Consider the following 20,859-nt stretch of genomic DNA (forward strand, 5'->3'; position numbering starts at 1 on the left):
TGTTCACAAAATCTTACTCAGGGAGGATGACACCTTTGTAAATTTTGAAATTCCGTCCATTAGACTCTTCAATTAGTGAGCAAACAATCCCGATAAGGCTGCTTTTTTGTAACAAAATTTACAATAATTAGCGATCGCCCTAATTCCAGCGCGGATTTGATAAAAGTGTTTCGCTTCGTTTTTGAGCGCTTTTGCCGTGCCAATTCTGGGGGACTGCCGGACATCTTCAAAGGTTGGAAATTTAGTGTGAAAATTGATTGAAAAGTGCAATGTTCTGTCCGATTTCTAACGGCGCAGCTTCAATAATTCTTGGGGCGAGGCTAATAGCTTGATCTTGGCAAAAAGAATTTCTTGATCAGCATTCAATACAAACTGCCAGCCAACATTCACCCCAAATAACGGGGTTTGCACCTTGCCATTTACTTGAACTTCTGTACAGCCATCTTCTAAACTCAGCGTAGTCCCTTGCTGGGGTTGAAGAATCATTCCTTTAGCCTCGGTTTGCAGATATTGAGCGATCGCTTCCCGCCCCTCAATTGGCGACTCAAATGGCGGTTTCATAGCTCCATTGATTGCAAACAAACCACTCGTTTTCTCAAAGTCACCTGAGTTTAACGTCTCAAAATAGGCCACGATCGTAGGGTTGGCAATGCCTTCTATCTTGAGCGTTGTCGAGTCAGTGACATTCATGGCAAAAGTATCAATTCGCTTCACTCCTCACCTTATGCAAAAAAGTAAGCGCTGTCCTGACTCTCAAGAGATATTTTGGGAAGAAAAATGAGCCAAGAATTAACTCAAAAAATTAAGCAAAAAGCCTTGGAATTGGGATTTCACAAAGTTGGAATTGTGCGTATTGATGAAGTCACAAATCAGCAGTCTGTAGAATCGCTGCAATCCTGGTTAGAGCAGGGCTATCAGGCAGAAATGGCGTGGATGGCTAATCCCAAACGGCAAAATATTCAACTCGTGATGCCGGAAGTGCGATCGCTGGTCTGTGTGGCGCTCAATTATTACACGGAACACGATCGACCCAATGGTGAAGAATATGCCAAAATTTCTCGCTATGGTTGGGGACGCGACTATCACAAAGTTCTCCATAAAAAATTGAAGGCGCTTTCTCTGTGGCTCGAAGCTCAAGGAGACGGAATTCAGTCCCGATTTTATGCAGACACAGGCCCGGTTCAAGATAAAGTCTGGGCGCAACAGGCAGGACTTGGCTGGATCGCCAAAAATGGCAACGTGATCACGCGAGACTATGGTTCCTGGGTGTTTCTCGGTGAGGTGTTGACGAATGCAGAATTAGTGAGCGATCGACCTCACACCCAGCATTGTGGAACTTGTACCCGTTGTATTCAAGCTTGTCCTACGCAGGCAATCACTCAGCCATTTGTTGTGGATGCTAATCGGTGTATTGCTTACCATACGATCGAGAATCGTTCTGAGATTCCGGCTCCCGTTGCTGATCAGCTTCAAGGATGGGTCGCAGGCTGTGATATTTGTCAGGATGTCTGCCCCTGGAATCAGCGCTTTGCCCAAGAAACCGATGTTCCTGACTTTCAACCTTATCCGTGGAACATTGCCCCGACGCTAAATGAGATCGCAAATTTGTCGGACGAGGAGTACGATCGACGCTTTCCCGCCTCTGCCCTACGCAGAATTAAGCCTGCCATGATGCGCCGAAATGCCAGAGCAACTCTCGAAAGCAACCAATCACGCGAAGGAGTTTGAACCACAGATCTGGTCTGAAAGTCCCCCAGAAGTGGCAGCTTGGGGGGCAGAAGCGCAGAACATCGAAGCAAAAAAACGTTATCGAACTAACGTTAGCCTTAATCGTCAAGAACCCATCCAAATCGTTTTCTCTCTGCCAAAGTCTGTCAAATTTTGCTACACCAAAGCTGTAGAGATCATTCAAGGATGCAGCAATGGTACTTCCAGATGAGTCCGCACCCCATTTGAGCCGACGCAAAATTCTTCATCTAGCGGGGTTAGCGGCAGGGGCTGCGACTTTTCCGACTGCTTGTCGATCACTCACCGCAAATTCTCAGTCTGATGATCTTGTGGCAGATGCTCAGGCAGCAAATCCTATTCCTTTTAGTACAGGTCAAACTAGCCGAGTTGTCTTGATCAAAACGACCGATCGCGTCGCTGGAATTCGCAAAGCGATCGACCTTCTACAGCCGGATCACATCGCGGGCAAAACAGTCTTTCTCAAACCGAACTACAACACCGCTGATCCGGCACCTGCTGCCACAGATACTCGCCTGCTCGAAGCGTTAATTCAAGAATTGCAGGCCGCCAAAGTGGGGCAAATTACGATCGGAGATCGCAGTGGGATGGCTGACACTCGGCAAGCAATGACCAGCAAAGGCGTGTTTCGGCTGGCTGACCGCTATGGGGTGAAAGCGATCGTTTTGGATGAATTGGGCGCTGCGGATTGGCAATCTTTTCCGGCTCAAGACACCCATTGGAGTCGAGGATTTGCTGTTGCCCGTCCGATTCTCAATGCAGGCGCAATCATCAATACCTGCTGCCTAAAAACCCATCGTTTTGGCGGACACTTTACCCTGTCGCTCAAAAACAGTGTCGGTATGGTGGCCAAATACGTTCCGGGAAACTCGTACAACTACATGAGTGAGCTACATGCTTCGCCACACCAACGGTTGATGATTGCCGAAATCAATAAAGTCTATCAGCCTGCACTCGTGTTATTAGATGGCGTTGAAGCTTTGGTGAATGGCGGGCCAGAAGCTGGAAAGCAAGTGAAATCAAATGTGATCTTAGCGGGAACCGATCGCGTTGCGGTGGATGTGGTTGGCATTGCAATCTTACGATCGTTGGGCACGACTGAAGCCGTTTCTCGCGGCTCGATTTGGCAACTCGAACAGATTCGCCGAGCGGTCGAGTTAGGATTGGGAGCCACCCGCGCCGAACAGATTGAGATTATCACGGCTGACAGTGCTGGACGAGGGATGGCTGATCAAATTCGTAAACTGATTACGGCTTGAAGCCTTTCTACAGGATAAGGTGTCTGCGGATTGTGGATTTAACAAAACTGACCCTTGCCTAGGGAGTAAAAGTCCTTCAGTGCTTTGGTTTCAAGTTCTGCTGAGGATCACGCTTTGAGGTGTACCTTTTCTACTACTTAAGATAGTCCAACGTCTACCTGGAGCAAGATTCAACTAGGCAAGAAAATGCAGTAGAGATAGAGAGTTAAATCTTACGGAGATTGTATCTAGTGAAACTGAATTATTTTGGGAATCAAGTTCTTACTGCGGGACGCTGGCTGGCGACGAGTCTGTTTTGTGTGGCTACTGTCGCTTTTGTATGGCTGGGTGGCTTTTCTTTGAGTGTTCCAGCGATCGCCAGTCCAACCACGAGCTTGATTGCAGCAGATCTAGGCGACCAGATCAAAGGGGCAGCCGATGACGTTCGGGCAGGCTCTAAGGATCTGATCAGAGACACCGAAGGTAAAGTTAAGAAAACTGCTAACAAGAACGCTGCTAAAGTCGATCGCGCGGATGAAGATGGGGGTGCTGCCGAAACGAAAGCAAAGCGTGACAAGTCTCGAATCGAAAAAAGAGCGAGTGAAGATGCAGATCGCACTGAGACAGCCGTTGATAAGTCAATGAATGCTGTCAAAGGTGCCGTTGACAATATCAAGGATGCCTTTGGTAAATAGAGAATAGAATTTCTCAGGGTTAGTGAGTACGACTTCAATAGACCTCCTGCACGAGTACTCTACCCTCACCCTAGCCCTCTCCCCAAGGAGAGGGAACAAGAGAAAAGAAGAGAGTCTGGCTCTCTTCTCCCTGGGGCTACCGTGTACACACAAGTTGATTGATCTGTCATTGCCAAGACCCTTCGCCCCCTAAATCCCCCATTCTGGGGGACTTTGAGCTGTTGTCATGGCTTTGAACTTTGGAAATCTTTCCTTTGTCAAAGTCCCCCAGAATGGGGGATTTAGGGGGCTGAAGCCGATTGAAACGAAGCGATTCCGGCCTTGTGTGTACACGGTAGTTCCCTGGGGAGAAGGGTTGGGGATGAGGGCGATTATGATGCGTGCAGGAGGTCTATTATCTGCATATAAAATTGCATATGAACATAGGGGTTCTTGAATAAGTAATCTTGAAACCCTTGTTTAGCTTGGTCTTATATCCAGAGAGAATGCCTACTCACTGAGAAATCTTTATCCGGGATGGATTACAGTCTGTCCCGGATTTGTTGTTTGGGGGATTGCTTTGAGAATAAGTGGGCGACCCCTTGCGGGTAACTCGAAGAGATCGCTCTCATCTACTTTCCTTGGTTAAGCCATCCTTCTATTGCAGGCAGCAACTTCTCTGACAGTTGTTTTGGCTGCGAATACAACCTGTTTTTGCGTAGCGCTGCCCATGCTTGCGTACAGTAGGATAAGCCAACAGTTGTAGGGGAATTCCAGTTAGTTTCCAGGTCAGCCGACCCAAAGCATGTAGGACATCCCAAGCTTCTTCTAAACTAGGTTTTGCAACTAGCTCACTTAACTCTGCTTTCAGTGCTTGACCTTGAGATTGTAAGGTTGGAGGATGACACAAATCGTAGGCTATCATTCCGGCTTGATAGTGCTTGAGGATTTGAAATTCATTCACGCTGATCTGTCCTTTGTATCAACTTTGGATAGAGATTAAAGAATCCATTTAATCATCCAGCGAAGTCAGCGCAAATTTGGAAGGCGGCTGGTCGATGCGGGCAGAGGTGGCTAACTTTTGCATAAACTCTTGGGCGAGTGAGACAAAGGCTTTAGAACCTGCTGTGCCAGGATTGGATAGGACGACAGGCGTAAATGTATCCACCGCTTTTGACACATTGACATCAGGTGGAATGCGCGTTTTGAACAATTTTGCTTCGCTAAAGTCCTCGTTTAGTCGCTTCATAACTTGTCCATAATAGCGGCTCGAAAACACGTTTCCAGAGAGTGAAAAGGCAATTCCTAACAGATTTGGGCCGCCGGGTGTGTCTTCTTTATGAGTTTCCTTGAGTTTGGCGATGCGTCTTTCTAGAAGTTGAATGCCAATCAGCGACAATGGCTCTGGTTTTGCAGGAATTAGATAAAAATTACTGGCTAACAAGGCGCTACGAGTCATCAAATTATATCCAGGCGCACAGTCTAAAATAATCAGATCGTAGTTTTTGGCGATCGGCTGCAAAATACTCTGAATTAACGTCTTCTCAAAAGTATTCCAGGTCGTTTCAAAGTTGACTTGTCCCTGGTGCATTGCTTTGCGGTGAAGCATTTCTGACACCAAATATTCATCATAGAGATCAATATCTCCCGGCAACAAGTCCAACCCTTTGACATTGCAGACATAAGAGCGAACGGCTTCAGAAACCGTGGTCGTTAGCTGAGGATCAGAGAGAATCGATCGCTTAATCAGTTGTCTCAATGTCCGTTTTTCGTTGCGAATCTTTGCAAAATCGGCGGGTGTCATCAAGCTCAAAGTCGCGCTGATTTGCGTATCGAGATCGACGATCAAAACTCGTTTGCCGTGATATTTTGCAAGGCAAGTTGCCAGATTGACGGTGAGCGTTGTTTTGCCCACTCCACCTTTCATATTTGCAGTTGCAATCACAAACGTCATGACCTGATTCCTCTGAGTAACGATGCCTACAATTTTCCGGCAGTTAGGCACTTAAATATAGTCCCTAGAAGTTACGGAGATCAAACGAATTTGAAAAAAATCTGATCGTCTTGTGTTTTAAGGATTTCTAATACCAAATTAATTTGTTAATGTTATAGACCCTTCGCCCCCCAAATCCCCAGTCTGGGGGACTTTGAGAATCCGAGACTTCTTTGGCTTGAAGTCCTCCACCAGTGGGAGATTTAGGTTGCTCTCCCAGATCTGTAGCACTCAAAGATCAATTTGGTATAACTTCAAGTAGAGCGAATTGGAGCGCGATCGAGCATTTCAACCGCAATTTTATAAGCGTCTTAGGGGGGATGCTTGGAGGACTTGATTGGGCGATCGGGAGCTAAAAGTAGAAACTTTGTTCTATAAATCCCGGTGGGTGAAAGGTTTGGCGTTGGCTCCCGTATAGGTGGCGGCGATTTGACCATTGCCCACAAGTTGATATTTGTAGGTGACGAGTCCTTCTAGCCCAACGGGGCCACGAGGCGGCATTTTTTGGGTACTGATGCCCACTTCTGCCCCAAATCCATAGCGAAACCCATCCGCAAAGCGCGTCGAACAGTTGTGATAAACCCCCGCCGCATCTACCTGAGCCAAAAAGGTTTGAGCAGATATGGGATCTTCGGTAGCGATCGCTTCGGTATGCCGTGAGCCGTAGGTATTGATGTGATCGATCGCTTGTTCCAATGAGTCTACAATTTTGATGGCTAAAGTTAAATCACTGTATTCCGTTATCCAATCGGCTTCCGTTGTCGGGGCGATGTTGAGAATTTCGCGAGTTCGTTCGTCTCCTCGTAGTTCGACGTTTTTTGCTTGCAGTGTCGAAACTGCTGTCAACAGAAATTCTGAAGCGATCGTCTGATGAATTAATAGAGTCTCAATGGCGTTGCAGGCTGCGGGATAGTGTGTTTTAGAATCAATCATAATCTTGATCGCGTTCTCGATATTGGCAGAGCGATCGACGTATAAATGACAGATTCCGTCAGCGTGTCCCAAAACGGGAATTCTTGTATTATCTTGCACAAACTGCACAAACGCATTCGATCCTCTAGGAATAATCAAGTCTACAAACTGATCGAGTTTGAGTAACGCCAGCGTTTCTTCTCGTGTAGTGAGAAGTTGAACAACGGATGGATCAATCTCTGTCTGCGCCAATCCCTGATGAATCGCTTTGACCAATGCTTCGCACGATCGGACTGCTTCTTTGCCGCCCTTGAGAATCACACCATTTCCAGACTTGATCGCCAGACTCGAAATCTGCATCACCGCATCCGGCCGCGCCTCAAAAATCACGCCCAACACCCCCAACGGACAGATGACCCGCTTGAGAATTAGCCCCTCATCTAGCTCACGGTGAATCTGCACCTCACCAACCGGATCAGGCAGCTTGCCCACATCTCGAACGCCCGCGATCGCTCCCCGCAGTTTCGCCTCATCTAACTTCAATCGCGCATACAAAGCTGGAGCAATTCCCGCAGTTTTGGCCGCTTCACAGTCGGCCGCGTTGGCAGCCAAAATTTCAGTCTGGTTCGCTTCTAGGGCATCTGCAATGGCGGCGATCGCTCGATTTTTGACCTCCGTCGATCGCGTTCCCAAATCACGGGCAGCAGTGCGAGTGTGTTGTGCAAGATCGGTCAGTGAGGAAGCAACTTGGGAAGTCATAGCCAGAAGGAAAGGATTGCGATACTCTCAGCTTAGTATAGAGAATCCGGCGATTTTTCCGATGATTTTAAGATTTGTAAGAAAGATCGGTGATCGGTTGCTGTTAGCAGTCTGCACCCGGACTAATAGAACTGACTGGCTCTATGCACTGCTGCTTTTGGGGTTGTATAGCCTGATCTACTTACCGATGGGGTTTGTTAGTGGGTTTCTCAAGTTTGAGCCGAGATGGGATGCGCTGCTGAAAGTGACGATCGGAGCTTTTATCTCGCCTGGTTTGACCGAAGAATCTGTGTTTCGAGTGTTGCTGATTCCCCATCGGTCTGAACCTGTACTGCCTTACATGCGCTGGGTTTGGACAATTTTAAGCTGGCTGGCATTTGTGATTTATCATCCGCTCAATCCAGGGGGGCGACCGTTCTTCAGCAGTCCAATTTTTCTACTTGGGGCAGGGCTGTTGGGCATGATTTGCACCTCTTCTTATCTTCGCAGCGGCTCACTCTGGATTCCAGTCATTTTGCATTGGTTAATTGTTGTAGTCTGGTTAGTCATGTTAGGTGGACTAGAAAAGTTTACGAGTGGGTGAAGTTGCATTCATCGCTTAATTGCATACATAACATTCAATGATCTTGCATGGGTTGTCGCTCTTGAATTCTCTGTAAATGGAGAACTTTGAACTAAAGATTTTGATCTTGTCCAGAAGTCACCCAGAATTGGGGGGTTGGGGGGCAGAAGCACCAGACAACGTAGTGAAAGATTTTGTCAAATCTATATCAACTTATCCAGTCCGATCGCATTCGGTAAGATGGCCTTGGGCAACATTCCATGCACGCCTTTTTGAGGACTGTTAACCACCTGAGTAATCTGAAAATTGACCGCCAAACTACATAACACATAAGCCTCTTCTGCACTGATGCCGACAAAGCGTTCGATAAAGTCAATCATCTGGTGCAGCGCCATCTCGAAGGCTCCATCTAGCGTGGAGCCAAAGCCCATTGTGATCCAATCCGTTGGCGTTTGGGCGATCGGCACCGTCAGCTTCAAATCTTTGCGAACTGTGAGTTGGATGGTGCCATTCATTGAGGTTTCGATCGCCGTTACATTGACTTCGCCATCTCCCTGGACTGAGTGACCATCGCCGATCGAAAACAACGCCCCTTTGAGAAACACAGGCAAAAAGACGCGAGAACCTGCTTGCAACTGACGATTATCCAGATTGCCCCCATAGACACCGGGCGGAATCGACGATCGCTGCTCTTCATCTGTCGCCACACCAAGAATTCCAAAAAACGGTCGGAGCGGAATCGTCACCCCACTATCTACAGGAAACTCCGTTACGCCCTTCTCTAAATCCAATGGAATAAACCGTAAGGCCGCTTCTGTAAACCGCTCTGGCAAAGCACCCCAACCCGGACGAATCGCATTAAACCCCACAGGCAAACTGGGCGCGATCGCCTCCAACTTCACCTCTAGCACGTCCCCCGGTTCAGCCTCCTCGACATAAATCGGGCCAGTTAATAGATGTGGGCCAACGCCAACCTTGCGATCGCTCCCCAAGTTCTCACAAATTTCTCGAAAGGCAGGCGGTACAAACTCAGGCGGCGCTTTGTCAGCCACATTAAAGCCAGAAAACGTCTCGACCTGAATGCGATCGCCCGATTTGACGACTAGTGCAGGCTTGAGCGTTGCAGAAAAGCCACCGAGATGTACCGTGTCACAGGTTGCAGCTAAAAAGTGATCAGTCATTTGAGAAATCATCGTAGAATTTTCAGTAATCAACGATCGCTGAGAGGTATCTAGCCCCGAACCTGGTTAGAAAGGTTGGCTTCTATTCTGGCAGACTGACCGACCTCTAGAGTGTTCACACATACTTTTTGAAAAACGGGTGCCTATTCATGACTGCTACATTAACGATCGTTCAAGATACCTGGCTCACACTTACTCAATCACAAAGTACCGATCTGCCTGATAATCAAAAACATCACGTTTTGGCAGGTGAAATTTTTACATTACTCAGTTATGAGGTTATGGGGGATTTTATGCGTGTGACATTGGATCACGATCGCCTCAGTGAATCCAATCCATTCAACAAAATCCCCATCTGGTATGTGAATTGGGCTGATGTCAGAATTATCCAAAACTCGCCAGTTCGCCTCGCTTCCTTCTCTAACAAAAACTCTAACAGGGTGAGTAGCCAGACTCTGGTTTTTGCAAAAAAGGATACTGATACGCCCGTTAAAAACACTCGTCCATGAAACGGGCTTCAACCTAAATCAATGCTCAACTTAGGAGAGAACGTAATGGTTCTGATGTTGACGATCGTTAAAGATACCTGGCTAAAAATCAGTCAAGCTCAGAGCGCAGATCTCGCTGATAACCAAAAGCATTTCGTTGCTGCGGGCAAGCAGTTTGCGCTGTTGGACTGTCATCAAGAAGACAATCACCTCTGGATTGTGCTCAGTCAAGACGCTGCCCAGCAATTCTCAGGACAAAGTACCTGGTATGCCTATGTTCCAGACGTGCAGGTGTCACAAGATGAAGAAATCTTTGAACCTCCCAGGGTTGCGGCAATGAGAAAGGATACTGGTACACCTTCTAACAACCCTGTTAAACCTAAACCCCCTAAACGAAAACCTTAACCCCAATCCAAGATCAGATTAGGAGAAAAAGCAATGGCTCTGATGTTGACGATCGCTCAAGATACCTGGCTCACACTCAATAAACCGCAAGATACAGATTTGCCTGATGATCACAAACATCGCGCGCTTGCAGGCGAAACCTTTCCGTTATTGAGTCATGAGGTGGATGCAGACTTTTTTGTCGTTACGTTGGATGGCGATCGTCTTGGTCAACCCAGTCCATTTGGCGAAAATCTTACCTGGTATGTGAATGCGGCTGATGTCAAAATCGTCAAAGGCTCACCAGTTCAATTCGCATCCTTCTTGAGCGGCTTTCGTGGAATTGTTGCAAAGTTCTTGCCCAAAAAGCCCGATACTGATACACCCTAAATCCTCCACCAGTACGGGACTTTGAACTAAAAATCTTGCCTGAAAGTCCCCCAGAATAGCCAGCTTGGGGGGCAGAAGCGCTCAAGAACGAAGCAAAAACTTGATCGAATTCACGTCAGCAGAGGTCTTCTACTTTGCATTCTGCATCTTGCACTATTCACTATCTCAGGGCTGCATGAATACCATTGACGCTACTGTTTCTGATTCTGATTACACAATCAATCCAGATATTTTTGTTTCCTATTCGCGTCGCAATCTAGAATTTGTTTCTCGTCTGTGTAATGCGCTCAAAGATCGAGAGCGATCGCTCTGGGTCGATTGGCAAGATATTCCCCCGACTGCTGACTGGCGACAAGAAATTCAGTTGGGCATTCTCAATGCAGATACATTTTTGTTTGTTCTCAGTCCCGATGCGATCACTTCTCCCGAATGTCAGAAAGAGCTTAACTATGCAATTGAGCAACACAAACGATTGCTGCCGATCGTCTGTCAAGAAGTCAATCCGGCTGAAACCCATCCGCAAATCGCTGCCCTCAACTGGATTTTTTTTCGAGAACAGGACAACTTTAATCATGCTCTAGAGAAGCTACTCCGGGCACTCGACGATGACTTGGACTACATTCAAGGACACACTCGACTGCTGATTCGCGCAAATGAGTGGCAAACAAGCGATCGTGACAATAGCCTCTTACTTTCTGGCAAAAGTCTCGAAGCCGTTGAACATTGGATGGTGCAGGGGGCTGACAAAACGCCTCGACCTTCACAACTGCAATTGGAATATGTGGCGGCAAGTCGGCTATCTGAGAAGAATCGTCAACGCGGTTTGCTCACAGGAGTCTCGATCGCTCTGGTTGGCATTTCTGCCCTAGGATTGTTTGCCTTTGAGCAATACCGCACCGCCGAGAAAAACCGCAAACTCGCAGTCACAGGCGAAATTAAGGCGCTCAGTGCTTCCTCAAATGCTCAATTCACCATTCAGCAAGAATTTCAGGCATTGATCGATGGACTCAGGTCAGCGAGACTTCTCAAACAAGCCAATTGGGTCGAAGCCAACACACGGCTAGATGTCATGTCCACGCTAGGAAAAGCAATCTATCACATCAAAGAACGCAATCGACTAGAAGGGCATACTCGCTGGGTTCGTCGCACCCGATTTAGCCCCGATGGAACTACCATCGCCTCTGCCAGTGGAGACGGCACGATCAAACTTTGGCGCTCTGACGGCAGCTTATTGCAAACTCTGAAAGGGCACACAGACGGCATTTACGACCTGAGCTTTAGCCCTAATGGACAAACGATCGTCTCTGCCAGTCTCGATCGCACCCTCAAACTCTGGAAGCTAGACGGAACAGCAATCGCCACCTTTAAAGGGCACAAGGGTAAAGTCAGAGCCGTAAGTTTCAGTCCGGATGGGCAAACGATCGCCTCCGGTGGAGACGATAGAACAATCAAACTCTGGAAACCAGACGGCACTTTGATCAAAACCCTCACCGGACATCAACGAGAAATCTATGGCGTGAGTTTTAGCCCCGATGGAACGACGATCGCCTCCGCCAGCATCGATCGCACCGTCAAACTCTGGAAGCGAAACGGCAAGTTGCTCAAAACCCTCACCGAACATAGGGATTCTGTTTCGGAAGCTGTTTTCAGTCCAGACGGACAAACGATCGCCTCCGCCAGCTTAGATGGCACCGTCAAACTCTGGAAGCGAGACGGCAAGTTGCTCAAAACCCTGCCACAAGAAAGTGGGGCTGTCTACGGCGTTGCTTTTAGCCCGGATGGACAGACGATCGTTGCCGCCTACGCCAACAAAACCGCAATCCTGTGGAAACCAGATGGTACCAAAATCGCAACCCTAGTCGGACACAGCAGCCTGGTCAATGGCGTGAGTTTTAGTCCAGATGGAAAAACGATCGCTTCCGCTAGTCAAGACCAAACCGTGAAACTGTGGCATCAAACCAACTCGCTGATGAGCGTTTTTGTCGGTCACACAGCCGAAGCTAATAGCGTCAGTTTTAGTCCAGATAGACAGCTTGTAGCCTCTGCCAGCAGCGACACCACCATTAAGCTTTGGAAGCCGAACGGCAGTCTAGTCAAAAACCTCGTAGGACACACCGATGAAGTCTATTCAGTTAGCTTTAGTCGTGATGGTCAAAGGCTAGCATCCGCAGGTGCAGACAACACGGTTAGACTGTGGAAACGAGATGGAACGTCGATCGCCACTTTCAAAGGACACCAGGATGCGATTAGTGAAGTGAGTTTTAGCCCTGATGGACAAACGATCGGCTCCGCCAGCATTGATAAAACCGTCAAACTCTGGAAACGAGACGGCTCCTCAAAAAACCTATCCGGTCATACCGATGCGGTGTTTGGCGTGAGTTTTAGTCCCGATGGACGAATGATTGCTTCTGCCAGTGGCGACAAAACCATCAAACTCTGGAAACCAGACGGCACCTTAATCAACACCCTCAAAGGACACACCGCCAGCGTCAAAAGCGTCAGTTTTAGTCCCGATGGAAAACTGCTTGCCTCTGCCAGTTCAGACAATACGGTGAAGCTCTGGAAGCTAGACGGCACAATAGTCAAAACCTTAAGCGGACACAGCAATGCTATCAATGGTGTGAGTTTTAGTCCCGATGGTCAACTGATTGCCTCTGCGAGCGACGATCGCACCGTGCGACTCTGGAAACCAGACGGCAGCTTGGTGGCGATTCTCACAGGCTACGAAGATAGTGTGTTTGGCTTAAGTTTCAGTTCTGATAGCAAAACGCTGGCAACCTCAAGCGACGATCGCCGAGTCACCCTCTGGAATCTAGAAGGACTGAACCTGGATGCCCTGCTGACTCAAAGTTGTGATTGGCTACACGACTATCTGACGACGAATGCTAGGGCAAATCAGGACGATCGCCAGTTCTGCAATTCCCTTCCTCGATCCAAACGCTGAATTTTCAGCGGCCTCGCTAGAATGATAATCTCAATAACCTGGGATTCAATCAGAAGGTGTGTGATGAGTGATCAGCAAAATTTGTCAGAAATCAATTCACTAGTGCCGCCTCCTGTCGAGCCATACAAATCGAGCTTGTGGGAGGAAATTGGCATGGGATGGGCATTTGTTGTCTTTGTGTGGCGCGTCTCCAGTCGAATTAGAGGCAGTTGGAATCGCCTTCGTTTTGTAGTTGGGCTAATCTTTTGGAAGCCTTTTTTACCCAACGATCGCTAACTCATTCTTGAAAAAATCCCATGTATTACGACCCACATCAATTTGACTTTGTTCATCAACTCGAAGCCAATTGGCACACCATTAAAACCGAATTAACTCAACTCGACCCCAAAGATTTTATTCCCTATCCCGAAAAGTATCTACTGCAAAGGAAGACAGGCTGGGATATTTTTGGCATGTATTTTCTGGGGGTCAAAATTGATATTAATTGTGAACTTTGTCCCAAGACAGCCCAACTGATCGAAGCCGTTCCCGGTATGATGACCGCAGGGTTTTCTCGATTGGCAGCAGGGGCCCACATTGTTCCGCATTCGGGCAAACCGAGTAGTGTATTGCGCTGTCACTTGGGATTGTCTGTTCCTGAAAAATGCGCTCTGAGAGTCGCCTCCGACATTGAGCAATGGCAAAATGGTCAATGTCTGGTTTTTGACGACACCTCAGAACATGAAGCCTGGAACTTGAGCGATCGTCCCAGAGATATCTTATTACTTGATTTCAAAATTCCCCCCGGTTTCCAAATCATTCGCTAGTTCTCATCTTCTCTCTTGGGATGAAAGATCTTGACCCAAAACTTCTTATCCTGAAGTCCCCCAGAATTGGGAAGGTGGGAAGCAGAAAATCTTATTCACGAAGCGAAAGAACTCTATCAAAGTGACTTCAATCTGATAAAAAACACGACTGCGATCGCACTCAATTTCCGCATTGGGCACTCAAAAATCTGGGAAATTGCTGGGAACTGTTGAAGCATTCCTTTATACGGTTAGACGATCGCCAAAATGGTGAGTTGATGACTTCAACGGGGTATCACTAGCTTTATCCCCATCCTTGCGATCGACTAGCCTAACCTCAGCTTGGGGATTGTCCTATCCAGTCAAAACTATGTCTGAAGCACTACTCAAAGACCGCGACTACACGATCGTTGTTGCCAAAACTAGCTCCGATTTGTTGCAAAAACCACCCGGATATGAGCAACGCTGGTCAAATGCTCACGACGCGATCCTGACGCTTGCCCAAAAATGCGAAACGTTTGACCCAGACGGACTGACGCTTTACCTATCCGATCGTCGTCAGTCTGAGCAGTTCAAATCCTACCAACACGTCAAATCCAGTCAAATTACAGAAATTTTTGAGGCGCACTATCCCCCCGCCACGATCGACCTGCTAAAAGTTTTGCAAACCATTTTGCACGAATTTTTCACCCGCAAAGCTGCCCAGCAGACCAAACCCAACGGTGAAATGATTTTGATCTTGATCGACGGCGAACCGAGCGATCGTATGGCTATTTCTCGCCTCCTGATCCAGACGGCCAACCAGCTTGACCACGATACTGAACTGGGAATTGGCTTTATTCAACTGGGCGACGATCTGATTGCGAGAGGCTTTTTGGCGGCTCTGGATGACAACCTCAAATCAACAGGTGCAAAATTTGACATTGTGCATACTCAGGTGATCACCGACCTCCAATCCCACTCGCTGACTGAGTTTCTGCAAGACGTTCTGAGCGACTAAACGCTGAAATGGCAACAACCTGATAAGCTGTAAGCGGATACGACCCACCTCAAGTGTATGGCTTAATTTTTATGGAGTGGCACACATCAGATGCCCAGAGTTTAGCAATTATCGATCGTGAGATTGGCGACCATGCGTTCTCACCCGCAGAGTATGAAATTGTGCGACGGGTGATCTATGCCACGGCTGACTTTGAGTACAAATCGCTGATTCGATTTTCAGAGTTAGCGTTGCAGTCGGGAGCGGCCGCGCTGGCCGCCAGGACGACGATCGTCGTTGATGTCCCAATGGTGCAAGTTGGCATCACCAGCAACATTCAAAACACCTTTGCTAATCCGATTTATTGCAGCATGGAGGCGTTGACCCGTCCTCAAAAAGAAAAAACTCGCGCCGCCTGGGGCATCGAAACGTTGGCAAGACGCTACCCAGAAGGCATTTTTGTCATCGGTCAGGCTCAAACCGCACTCTCTGCCCTAGTCGAACTGATCGAAGCCGAAGAAATCAAACCCGCGCTGGTGATCGGGACTCCTTCTGGATTTGTCGATGTCGATGTTGCAAAAGCTCGCCTCAACGATTCGCTCATTCCCCACATTCGCACCGAAGGGCGTAAAGGTAGTGCAGTCGTGGCAGCAGCGATCGTCAATGGATTGGTTGATTTAGCGTGGCAGGCATACGGCCGAGAAAGCAACGGAGTTGGTTAGGATCACAGATTAAATAAACGTTCGTGAGCATTCGCGCTGCTTGAAAACTCAGGAACACTTCCTAAATCCTTGACGAGTGAGGGACTTTGAATTAGAACTCTGGTCTGAAAGTCCCCTAAAATTGGCAGCTTGAGAAGCCCTGAACATCGAAGCGAAAAACTTTCGTCGAATTCACGTTAAATAAACCTGGTGAATGCAGTTCGTTTTGCAAGTGCCTTTGACAACGGGGCTATGAGAACAAAACTTACCTTCGCAGGTTAAACCGCTTTTCTAGTCTGCCGATCGCCGACGAGATAAATTACCAGGTCGTCTCTTTTGACCACTCGGCTTTCGCGAACTTCCTCGCACATTCCTTCTGGGTGCATCCTCAAAGTCAGCATTCGATCGTCGGCGCGGTTCAGTCAAATCGTCTGCCTCAAAGCCATAATCTTCTCGCTCCAGCCGCCGACTCACCGCTTCAAACTCATCTCGCCGCAGGTAAGGATAGTCACTCACCCACACGCCATTGCGCGGCAAAAACACGTCTGTAACTCTGGCAATTTTGCTCAAGTCCGATCGGTTCGACAAAATCATCAACTCAGCCGTGTCACCGGGTGCGATCGCCTGATGTTCTCGCTTGAGCGGAGCTTGAATTCGCGTGGCAAACCCTGTCTCATCCACAACTTCAACATTGATTTTGCGCTCTCGGTTCTCGACGATTACCAGATCCCCGGTATTGTTTACGTTCTCTTCTTGACCAATCAACTCATCTGAGATGTACACATCCGCCACTTCGCCCCGCAAAAATCCCGCAAACTTGTAGCGACGGTAGGCAATATTTCGCAAACTCGCTTCCAAAACGGGACTCCACAGCCAATAGGTCATGGCAAACAGCCCTAAAAAAAAGCGAACTCCACTCAACGATTCGATCGGCAGCAGCCAGCCAATAAATAGAATGCAAGCCAGCGCAGAGATCGAAATCAACACTCGCCTCAAAAAGCTAGGAAACTTACCCCAGGCGTGTTTGTACTGGGCACCTGTCGCAACGACCGGGATGAGTTGCTCAAACTTTTGACGACTTAAAGGAATCAGCATGAGTGCGAATTATAGAACCTGACCACAACATTAGCCTAATCCCATTTTGGAGTCTAAATTTCAAAATTGGCAGCAATCGGTCAAAGGTGAGCGATCGTCTCCCAATTTCTGCCTTCAGGCTTGAGGCTTTCCTTGACTCGTGAAGAGCGAAATTTTACGGATTCTTAGCCTTTTGCCGAATCCAAATGCTCGCAAAGTCGAGTACTTTTCGTGAGGGGCCGTCAGGGATTGTCATCGAAAATGGGATCAAATCTGAGGAACGCGCTCAGAAAGAACTAAGCAACTAGGGGGCAACTAAGTTTGTTTAGGTTTTTCAAAAGAAAAGCGTCCTTACAGGTAGTCTGCCTGATCCTGGGGGCTTTTAGGGGTCAGGCAATTTTTTGTCTATTTGTGTGGCGATTAATTACTTATTTGTCCATTGTTAACTATTTGCTTATTCAAACTGCGACATGGTAAGGCTTACAGGCATTTTCAATTTCTCCCACCTTAAGTCGCAAACGATTTGCAGAACTTTGGGGTCTGTCCATCCGTTGATGTAAAGGAAGATGATCTTGGTGACAAAAAGAAGCCCCAAAGTTTCGAGGGGTTTTTGAAGGCATAGCAAAGCTTGAGTTTTAGAACAGGGGTTTCAAATTTGTCAATCACTACGATAGTCATTCCATAGTCAAGCTCAACTTTATTCAATGCAGCAGCGCCATGTGGAGGACTTTGAGGGCATTTGACGAGACATCCTGCATGAATTGGGACAGGGCGACGAATTTTGGAGTTGGGCAATGAAAAAGCGATGATCTGTTTCTGACGTTGCTTTTTCAGCAAAGCTGTTCGCTTTGAAGCTTATGCGATCGCATTTGAAGGACTGACTCAAGGGTTGATATGGCTCGAAACTCAGCGACCAAACTGGTAATCTGCTAGACATTCTAGACAACCCCACGGTTCTGGAAGAAATTGTTCGCCTCGAATCACTGCCATATTCGGACTACCAATCACCTTGAGCGTTTGTTCCGCGAGTTTCGTGCTAAGTCCGATGAGATGGGTGCGTTTCCAAATCAATATCAATTGAGTTGCCTAACCGTTTTTTGTATGGTAGTGGAGCGCGATCATGCCAAACACGACCCAAAATCCTCCGGTTGCACTTTTCCGCAATCCAGCTTGCGCTCATCGATCAATCGAGTTTGTATGCAGAACGAATGGCTTCTGAGAATAACTCATCTACGATCGAACTCATGAATGACAAGGAACAACGGCATCGCTAATCGTTCCAATCAAAATTAGACGAATGATAGAAATTTGGGCGTTGCTGATTGGAGGGATGAATCTGTGGGAAGTGTCCATCTTTTCGCCCCCTAAATCCCCCAAATTGGGGGACTTTGAACATTGGGGTTCCCGCCGCTTTGGGGCAATTCATCCCTTGATTCAGCAACGCCGAAATTTGATATGGCTGTAAATCGTTTCATCGGAATCACTGGATTGGGTTCAAGGTGGATCTGCGATCGTGCAACTAAACTGTCGATACATCATTTGATGTTTACAAAGGAGACTATGTATGAAATTGCTACCGATGTTTGTTGCCGCCTCAAACACATTGGCGGTTTCTCCAGGATTTACATACTCGGCGTTTGCCCTTCACCCAGTTCCAAGCTTCTAATGGAAATATGCGAATTCGACTGAAGTGGGAGAACGGTGACACAACAGACGTGGAAATCGGTCAGGATACTGTGAGGGCTTGGAAAACCATCTTTAAGCCAAACGTTTGACTTAGGGCAATGCGAACGACAACAGTTTTTCGACCACTAGAATGTTTTTGCGACACAACCGTCTTTTGTAGTTTTGACCAAGCTGCCGATATGCAGACGGGTTAGCGTTTCAAGATTTTGTTGAGCTTCTTGGTGCGATCGCGTGAATTTGAACTTTTGTAACAGTTGTAGGGAAATATCACCCGGTGTCGAGATGTAAGTAAGGGCTGAAGCTAGTGTGAAACTTTTCAGAAGTTTTGAGAAAAAGCACTCTCAGAGATGCATAAACCAGACGGTTCAACGTGAGAAGTAACAACGGACTGAGATCTACTGTTATGAGGTCATGCTTATGCCAGACATCACTGCCTTAATTGACGAAAATTTAGAGCGGATGCAAGTGCTTTCTCAAGAAGCAGACACCGCCTTGAGCGAAGTGAATCAGCTAGAACAGCTTGCAACTGGCTTAGTGGAAAACCTCGCTGAGAAAGAACAAGCAGTGTTCTCAGGGTTTGAAACGATCGGCAATCAGCTAGCGGAGTTGGATCAGAAGCTGGAGACGGAGCTACAAACGACGAAAGAAGATCTCGGTGAGCTACGACAAAAGGCGGAAGGACTTGAGAATCAGCTTGAACAATTTGCCAATCAGGTTCAAACTCAGTTGGGCGACTTAAAAAGCCGCGCAGAAGAAATGCTGACGGAGGTTGAGTCGAAAGCAGGGGAGATTCAACAAGATTTGGATCAGTTGACTCAACAGGCGCAAGGATTTGAAGCGGATGTGGATGGTTTAGAAGATGAGGCGGTTCAGGGTGTTGAGGAATTGGGGAACACCGTTGAAACCGCTAAAAACGAATTTGAAGGTCGCAGAACTAACTTAATGGAAGGATTTAACTCGCTCTCGCAAGAAGTGGGCGAAAAGCTGCAAACCTTACAGCAGGATTTTGACCATCTAGTGCAAGAAAGCAGCACTCAACTAAGCCAGATAGATACAGCGCTAACCACGTCTGCTAATGAGGCGATGACTGCAATTCAAGAGAAGTTTAACGAGATTGGCGGCGAAATTACGACTTCTGCCCAGAAGTTAGCGACGGCTCTTGCCAACACGGGTGAGATGGGAACTGACGACTGTGAGCGCATGAATGACAAGTTTGGGGAAGTGATCGATCGCGCTGGTGATGCAGTTTCTGTGATTCAAGAAATCGTGCCCGTGTTGGAAGCCGTTGAAGAAGAACTCGGTTAACCCTTTAGCTTGAAAGGAGATGAGTAATGTCAGAAGTTGTAGAGCTTAATCAGAACGTTGAAGAAACTGTTGAGAGTTTGGAGCGATTGTCGGGTGTGCTTGAGCAAGTCTCCACACAGTTAAAAGATGCGTGTTCGGAGGTGGAATCGGAGAGCAATGCCCTAAGTCAGGGGAATGAAATCGAAGCTCATCTGGATGCGCTAGAGCAGAGTTTGCAGCAGGCAGAAGACACCCTAGAAGGGGCAGAGTCGGAAGTTATTCAAGAGTTGGATGAGTGGCAGCAAGCGGTGACGGAGGCTACGAATGGATTGGAGGAAGCGGGAGGAGCGATCGACGAACTCCAAGAGGGGTTTCAAGAAGTGGCAAATGCTATCCCAGAATTTGAGGCAGAAGCCGCTGAAGTAGAGCAAGCACTGGCTCAGACAGCAGATGCAATTAGTCAACTAGAGGATGCGCTGACCCAATCGATCGAGGAGACACGGCAGGCGTTTCAAACCCTAGATCAGGGGCTTGCGGAATTTCGGCAGCAAGTTGAGCCATTGTCAGAATTGGACAGCGATCTGGACGAATTAGTGACTGATATTACTGAAACTCATCGGGAGGAAATTGAAACAGGCTTCAGTGAACTCAGTGAAGATCTGCGTCAAGAGCAAGCCAGCGAAATTCAAACCACGGCTGATAGTTGCGAAACCAGTCTGAGAGAACAGTTTGAAACGTTCGATCGGGAAGTTGGAGAACTGGCTGATCATTACGAGCAGGATGTTTCAGAAGCGATTTCTGACCTTGCGGATGAGTGTGAAAACGAGTTCAAAACCAGGATTGAAGAAGCTGTGAATGATGTTGCAGACAGTGCAACTGATGAACTAATCAGCGAAGTAAACGAAGCTAATACTTCATTTGAGGATGGCTTGTCCGTCGCGAATGAGATCAAACCGATCGTTCATGACATCGTTACTGCTGGAAATGTTTTAGTGGCTGCTGATGAAATGGTTAAAGAGATGGTTGGTTAAGCGATCGTTGGGGATTGTTAGGTGAGCGATCGTGCCAGTTCAATGTTG

At 47.6% G+C, this 20,859-nt stretch carries 21 protein-coding genes and 1 pseudogene; 15 read left to right on the forward strand and 7 right to left on the reverse strand.

Translation table 11 applies throughout. The annotated features are described in order from the left end of the window. Window positions 1-72 precede the first annotated feature (72 nt). On the reverse strand, window positions 73-270 hold the full coding sequence (locus tag ACKFKF_RS20345; protein WP_446869384.1) for a hypothetical protein: 198 nt from the start codon (window positions 268-270) through the stop codon (window positions 73-75). Window positions 271-285: 15 nt separating this feature from the next. After that, on the reverse strand, window positions 286-714 hold the full coding sequence (locus ACKFKF_RS20350) for a ketosteroid isomerase family protein (protein WP_446869385.1): 429 nt from the start codon (window positions 712-714) through the stop codon (window positions 286-288). A 63-nt stretch (window positions 715-777) separates the two neighbouring features. Between ACKFKF_RS20350 and queG the strand changes: the two genes are divergently transcribed. The 3 genes from queG (at window position 778) to ACKFKF_RS20365 (ending at window position 3,679) form a co-directional block, all read left to right on the forward strand. Then, window positions 778-1,728: a tRNA epoxyqueuosine(34) reductase QueG gene (queG, locus tag ACKFKF_RS20355; RefSeq protein ID WP_446869387.1), complete on the forward strand. Its 951-nt coding sequence runs from the start codon at window positions 778-780 to the stop codon at window positions 1,726-1,728. A 194-nt stretch (window positions 1,729-1,922) separates the two neighbouring features. Continuing rightward, window positions 1,923-3,005: a DUF362 domain-containing protein gene (locus ACKFKF_RS20360; protein WP_446869388.1), complete on the forward strand. Its 1,083-nt coding sequence runs from the start codon at window positions 1,923-1,925 to the stop codon at window positions 3,003-3,005. A gap of 230 nt (window positions 3,006-3,235) precedes the next feature. Beyond that, window positions 3,236-3,679, forward strand: a complete 444-nt coding sequence (locus tag ACKFKF_RS20365) for a hypothetical protein (RefSeq protein ID WP_446869389.1) — start codon at window positions 3,236-3,238, stop codon at window positions 3,677-3,679. Window positions 3,680-4,316: 637 nt separating this feature from the next. Here the strand turns inward: ACKFKF_RS20365 and ACKFKF_RS20370 are convergent. From ACKFKF_RS20370 to ACKFKF_RS20380, 3 genes are all read right to left on the reverse strand, one after another. Then, window positions 4,317-4,622 carry a hypothetical protein gene (locus ACKFKF_RS20370; protein ID WP_446869390.1) on the reverse strand — a complete coding sequence of 102 codons (306 nt, stop codon included), beginning with the start codon at window positions 4,620-4,622 and terminating at the stop codon, window positions 4,317-4,319. A gap of 48 nt (window positions 4,623-4,670) precedes the next feature. Beyond that, window positions 4,671-5,612: a ParA family protein gene (locus tag ACKFKF_RS20375; protein WP_446869391.1), complete on the reverse strand. Its 942-nt coding sequence runs from the start codon at window positions 5,610-5,612 to the stop codon at window positions 4,671-4,673. A 411-nt stretch (window positions 5,613-6,023) separates the two neighbouring features. After that, on the reverse strand, window positions 6,024-7,322 hold the full coding sequence (locus ACKFKF_RS20380; RefSeq protein ID WP_446869392.1) for a glutamate-5-semialdehyde dehydrogenase: 1,299 nt from the start codon (window positions 7,320-7,322) through the stop codon (window positions 6,024-6,026). A 61-nt stretch (window positions 7,323-7,383) separates the two neighbouring features. Between ACKFKF_RS20380 and ACKFKF_RS20385 the strand changes: the two genes are divergently transcribed. After that, window positions 7,384-7,905 (forward strand): CPBP family glutamic-type intramembrane protease, encoded by a 522-nt coding sequence (locus ACKFKF_RS20385; RefSeq protein ID WP_446869393.1) that lies wholly within the window; start codon window positions 7,384-7,386, stop codon window positions 7,903-7,905. A 182-nt stretch (window positions 7,906-8,087) separates the two neighbouring features. On the opposite strand, the gene ACKFKF_RS20390 is transcribed toward ACKFKF_RS20385, so the two are convergent. After that, window positions 8,088-9,065, reverse strand: coding sequence for an acetamidase/formamidase family protein (locus ACKFKF_RS20390; protein WP_446869394.1), 978 nt, complete (start codon window positions 9,063-9,065; stop codon window positions 8,088-8,090). A 149-nt stretch (window positions 9,066-9,214) separates the two neighbouring features. Between ACKFKF_RS20390 and ACKFKF_RS20395 the strand changes: the two genes are divergently transcribed. From ACKFKF_RS20395 to ACKFKF_RS20430, 8 genes are all read left to right on the forward strand, one after another. After that, window positions 9,215-9,574, forward strand: coding sequence for a hypothetical protein (locus tag ACKFKF_RS20395; protein WP_446869395.1), 360 nt, complete (start codon window positions 9,215-9,217; stop codon window positions 9,572-9,574). A gap of 45 nt (window positions 9,575-9,619) precedes the next feature. Beyond that, the gene (locus ACKFKF_RS20400; protein WP_446869396.1) at window positions 9,620-9,958 is read left to right on the forward strand and encodes a hypothetical protein; all 339 of its coding nucleotides are present in this window, start codon (window positions 9,620-9,622) and stop codon (window positions 9,956-9,958) included. A gap of 33 nt (window positions 9,959-9,991) precedes the next feature. Continuing rightward, complete coding sequence (locus ACKFKF_RS20405) at window positions 9,992-10,327, forward strand: hypothetical protein (protein ID WP_446869397.1); 336 nt, start codon at window positions 9,992-9,994, stop codon at window positions 10,325-10,327. A gap of 175 nt (window positions 10,328-10,502) precedes the next feature. Continuing rightward, window positions 10,503-13,271, forward strand: a complete 2,769-nt coding sequence (locus ACKFKF_RS20410) for a WD40 domain-containing protein (RefSeq protein WP_446869398.1) — start codon at window positions 10,503-10,505, stop codon at window positions 13,269-13,271. 63 nt (window positions 13,272-13,334) lie between these two features. Further along, window positions 13,335-13,547, forward strand: a complete 213-nt coding sequence (locus ACKFKF_RS20415) for a hypothetical protein (RefSeq protein WP_446869399.1) — start codon at window positions 13,335-13,337, stop codon at window positions 13,545-13,547. A gap of 20 nt (window positions 13,548-13,567) precedes the next feature. After that, window positions 13,568-14,077, forward strand: coding sequence for an aspartyl/asparaginyl beta-hydroxylase domain-containing protein (locus tag ACKFKF_RS20420; protein WP_446869400.1), 510 nt, complete (start codon window positions 13,568-13,570; stop codon window positions 14,075-14,077). A 349-nt stretch (window positions 14,078-14,426) separates the two neighbouring features. After that, window positions 14,427-15,056: a hypothetical protein gene (locus ACKFKF_RS20425; protein ID WP_446869402.1), complete on the forward strand. Its 630-nt coding sequence runs from the start codon at window positions 14,427-14,429 to the stop codon at window positions 15,054-15,056. 71 nt (window positions 15,057-15,127) lie between these two features. Next, the gene (locus ACKFKF_RS20430; protein WP_446869403.1) at window positions 15,128-15,757 is read left to right on the forward strand and encodes a precorrin-8X methylmutase; all 630 of its coding nucleotides are present in this window, start codon (window positions 15,128-15,130) and stop codon (window positions 15,755-15,757) included. Window positions 15,758-16,027: 270 nt separating this feature from the next. On the opposite strand, the gene ACKFKF_RS20435 is transcribed toward ACKFKF_RS20430, so the two are convergent. Then, window positions 16,028-16,831: a phosphate ABC transporter permease gene (locus ACKFKF_RS20435; RefSeq protein ID WP_446869404.1), complete on the reverse strand. Its 804-nt coding sequence runs from the start codon at window positions 16,829-16,831 to the stop codon at window positions 16,028-16,030. 960 nt (window positions 16,832-17,791) lie between these two features. Between ACKFKF_RS20435 and ACKFKF_RS20440 the strand changes: the two are divergent. From ACKFKF_RS20440 to ACKFKF_RS20450, 3 genes and pseudogenes are all read left to right on the forward strand, one after another. Next, window positions 17,792-17,953 (forward strand): annotated as a pseudogene (locus ACKFKF_RS20440) (IS256 family transposase); the annotation flags it as partial. 960 nt (window positions 17,954-18,913) lie between these two features. Then, window positions 18,914-19,801 carry a hypothetical protein gene (locus tag ACKFKF_RS20445; RefSeq protein WP_446869405.1) on the forward strand — a complete coding sequence of 296 codons (888 nt, stop codon included), beginning with the start codon at window positions 18,914-18,916 and terminating at the stop codon, window positions 19,799-19,801. A gap of 26 nt (window positions 19,802-19,827) precedes the next feature. Beyond that, window positions 19,828-20,811 (forward strand): hypothetical protein, encoded by a 984-nt coding sequence (locus ACKFKF_RS20450; RefSeq protein ID WP_446869406.1) that lies wholly within the window; start codon window positions 19,828-19,830, stop codon window positions 20,809-20,811. Window positions 20,812-20,859: the final 48 nt, after the last annotated feature.

The organism is Phormidesmis sp. 146-12, from assembly GCF_052939495.1.

Bases quoted from the DNA above. Each gene is read 5' to 3' on its own strand.
- ACKFKF_RS20435 (WP_446869404.1), bottom strand. From the start codon at position 16,831: ATGCTGATTCCTTTAAGTCGTCAAAAGTTTGAGCAACTCATCCCGGTC.
- ACKFKF_RS20430 (WP_446869403.1), top strand. From the start codon at position 15,128: ATGGAGTGGCACACATCAGATGCCCAGAGTTTAGCAATTATCGATCGT.
- ACKFKF_RS20450 (WP_446869406.1), top strand. From the start codon at position 19,828: ATGTCAGAAGTTGTAGAGCTTAATCAGAACGTTGAAGAAACTGTTGAG.
- ACKFKF_RS20375 (WP_446869391.1), bottom strand. From the start codon at position 5,612: ATGACGTTTGTGATTGCAACTGCAAATATGAAAGGTGGAGTGGGCAAA.
- ACKFKF_RS20445 (WP_446869405.1), top strand. From the start codon at position 18,914: ATGCCAGACATCACTGCCTTAATTGACGAAAATTTAGAGCGGATGCAA.
- ACKFKF_RS20415 (WP_446869399.1), top strand. From the start codon at position 13,335: ATGAGTGATCAGCAAAATTTGTCAGAAATCAATTCACTAGTGCCGCCT.
- ACKFKF_RS20380 (WP_446869392.1), bottom strand. From the start codon at position 7,322: ATGACTTCCCAAGTTGCTTCCTCACTGACCGATCTTGCACAACACACT.
- ACKFKF_RS20385 (WP_446869393.1), top strand. From the start codon at position 7,384: ATGATTTTAAGATTTGTAAGAAAGATCGGTGATCGGTTGCTGTTAGCA.
- ACKFKF_RS20360 (WP_446869388.1), top strand. From the start codon at position 1,923: ATGGTACTTCCAGATGAGTCCGCACCCCATTTGAGCCGACGCAAAATT.
- ACKFKF_RS20390 (WP_446869394.1), bottom strand. From the start codon at position 9,065: ATGACTGATCACTTTTTAGCTGCAACCTGTGACACGGTACATCTCGGT.
- ACKFKF_RS20405 (WP_446869397.1), top strand. From the start codon at position 9,992: ATGGCTCTGATGTTGACGATCGCTCAAGATACCTGGCTCACACTCAAT.
- ACKFKF_RS20395 (WP_446869395.1), top strand. From the start codon at position 9,215: ATGACTGCTACATTAACGATCGTTCAAGATACCTGGCTCACACTTACT.
- ACKFKF_RS20400 (WP_446869396.1), top strand. From the start codon at position 9,620: ATGGTTCTGATGTTGACGATCGTTAAAGATACCTGGCTAAAAATCAGT.
- queG (WP_446869387.1), top strand. From the start codon at position 778: ATGAGCCAAGAATTAACTCAAAAAATTAAGCAAAAAGCCTTGGAATTG.
- ACKFKF_RS20420 (WP_446869400.1), top strand. From the start codon at position 13,568: ATGTATTACGACCCACATCAATTTGACTTTGTTCATCAACTCGAAGCC.
- ACKFKF_RS20410 (WP_446869398.1), top strand. From the start codon at position 10,503: ATGAATACCATTGACGCTACTGTTTCTGATTCTGATTACACAATCAAT.
- ACKFKF_RS20425 (WP_446869402.1), top strand. From the start codon at position 14,427: ATGTCTGAAGCACTACTCAAAGACCGCGACTACACGATCGTTGTTGCC.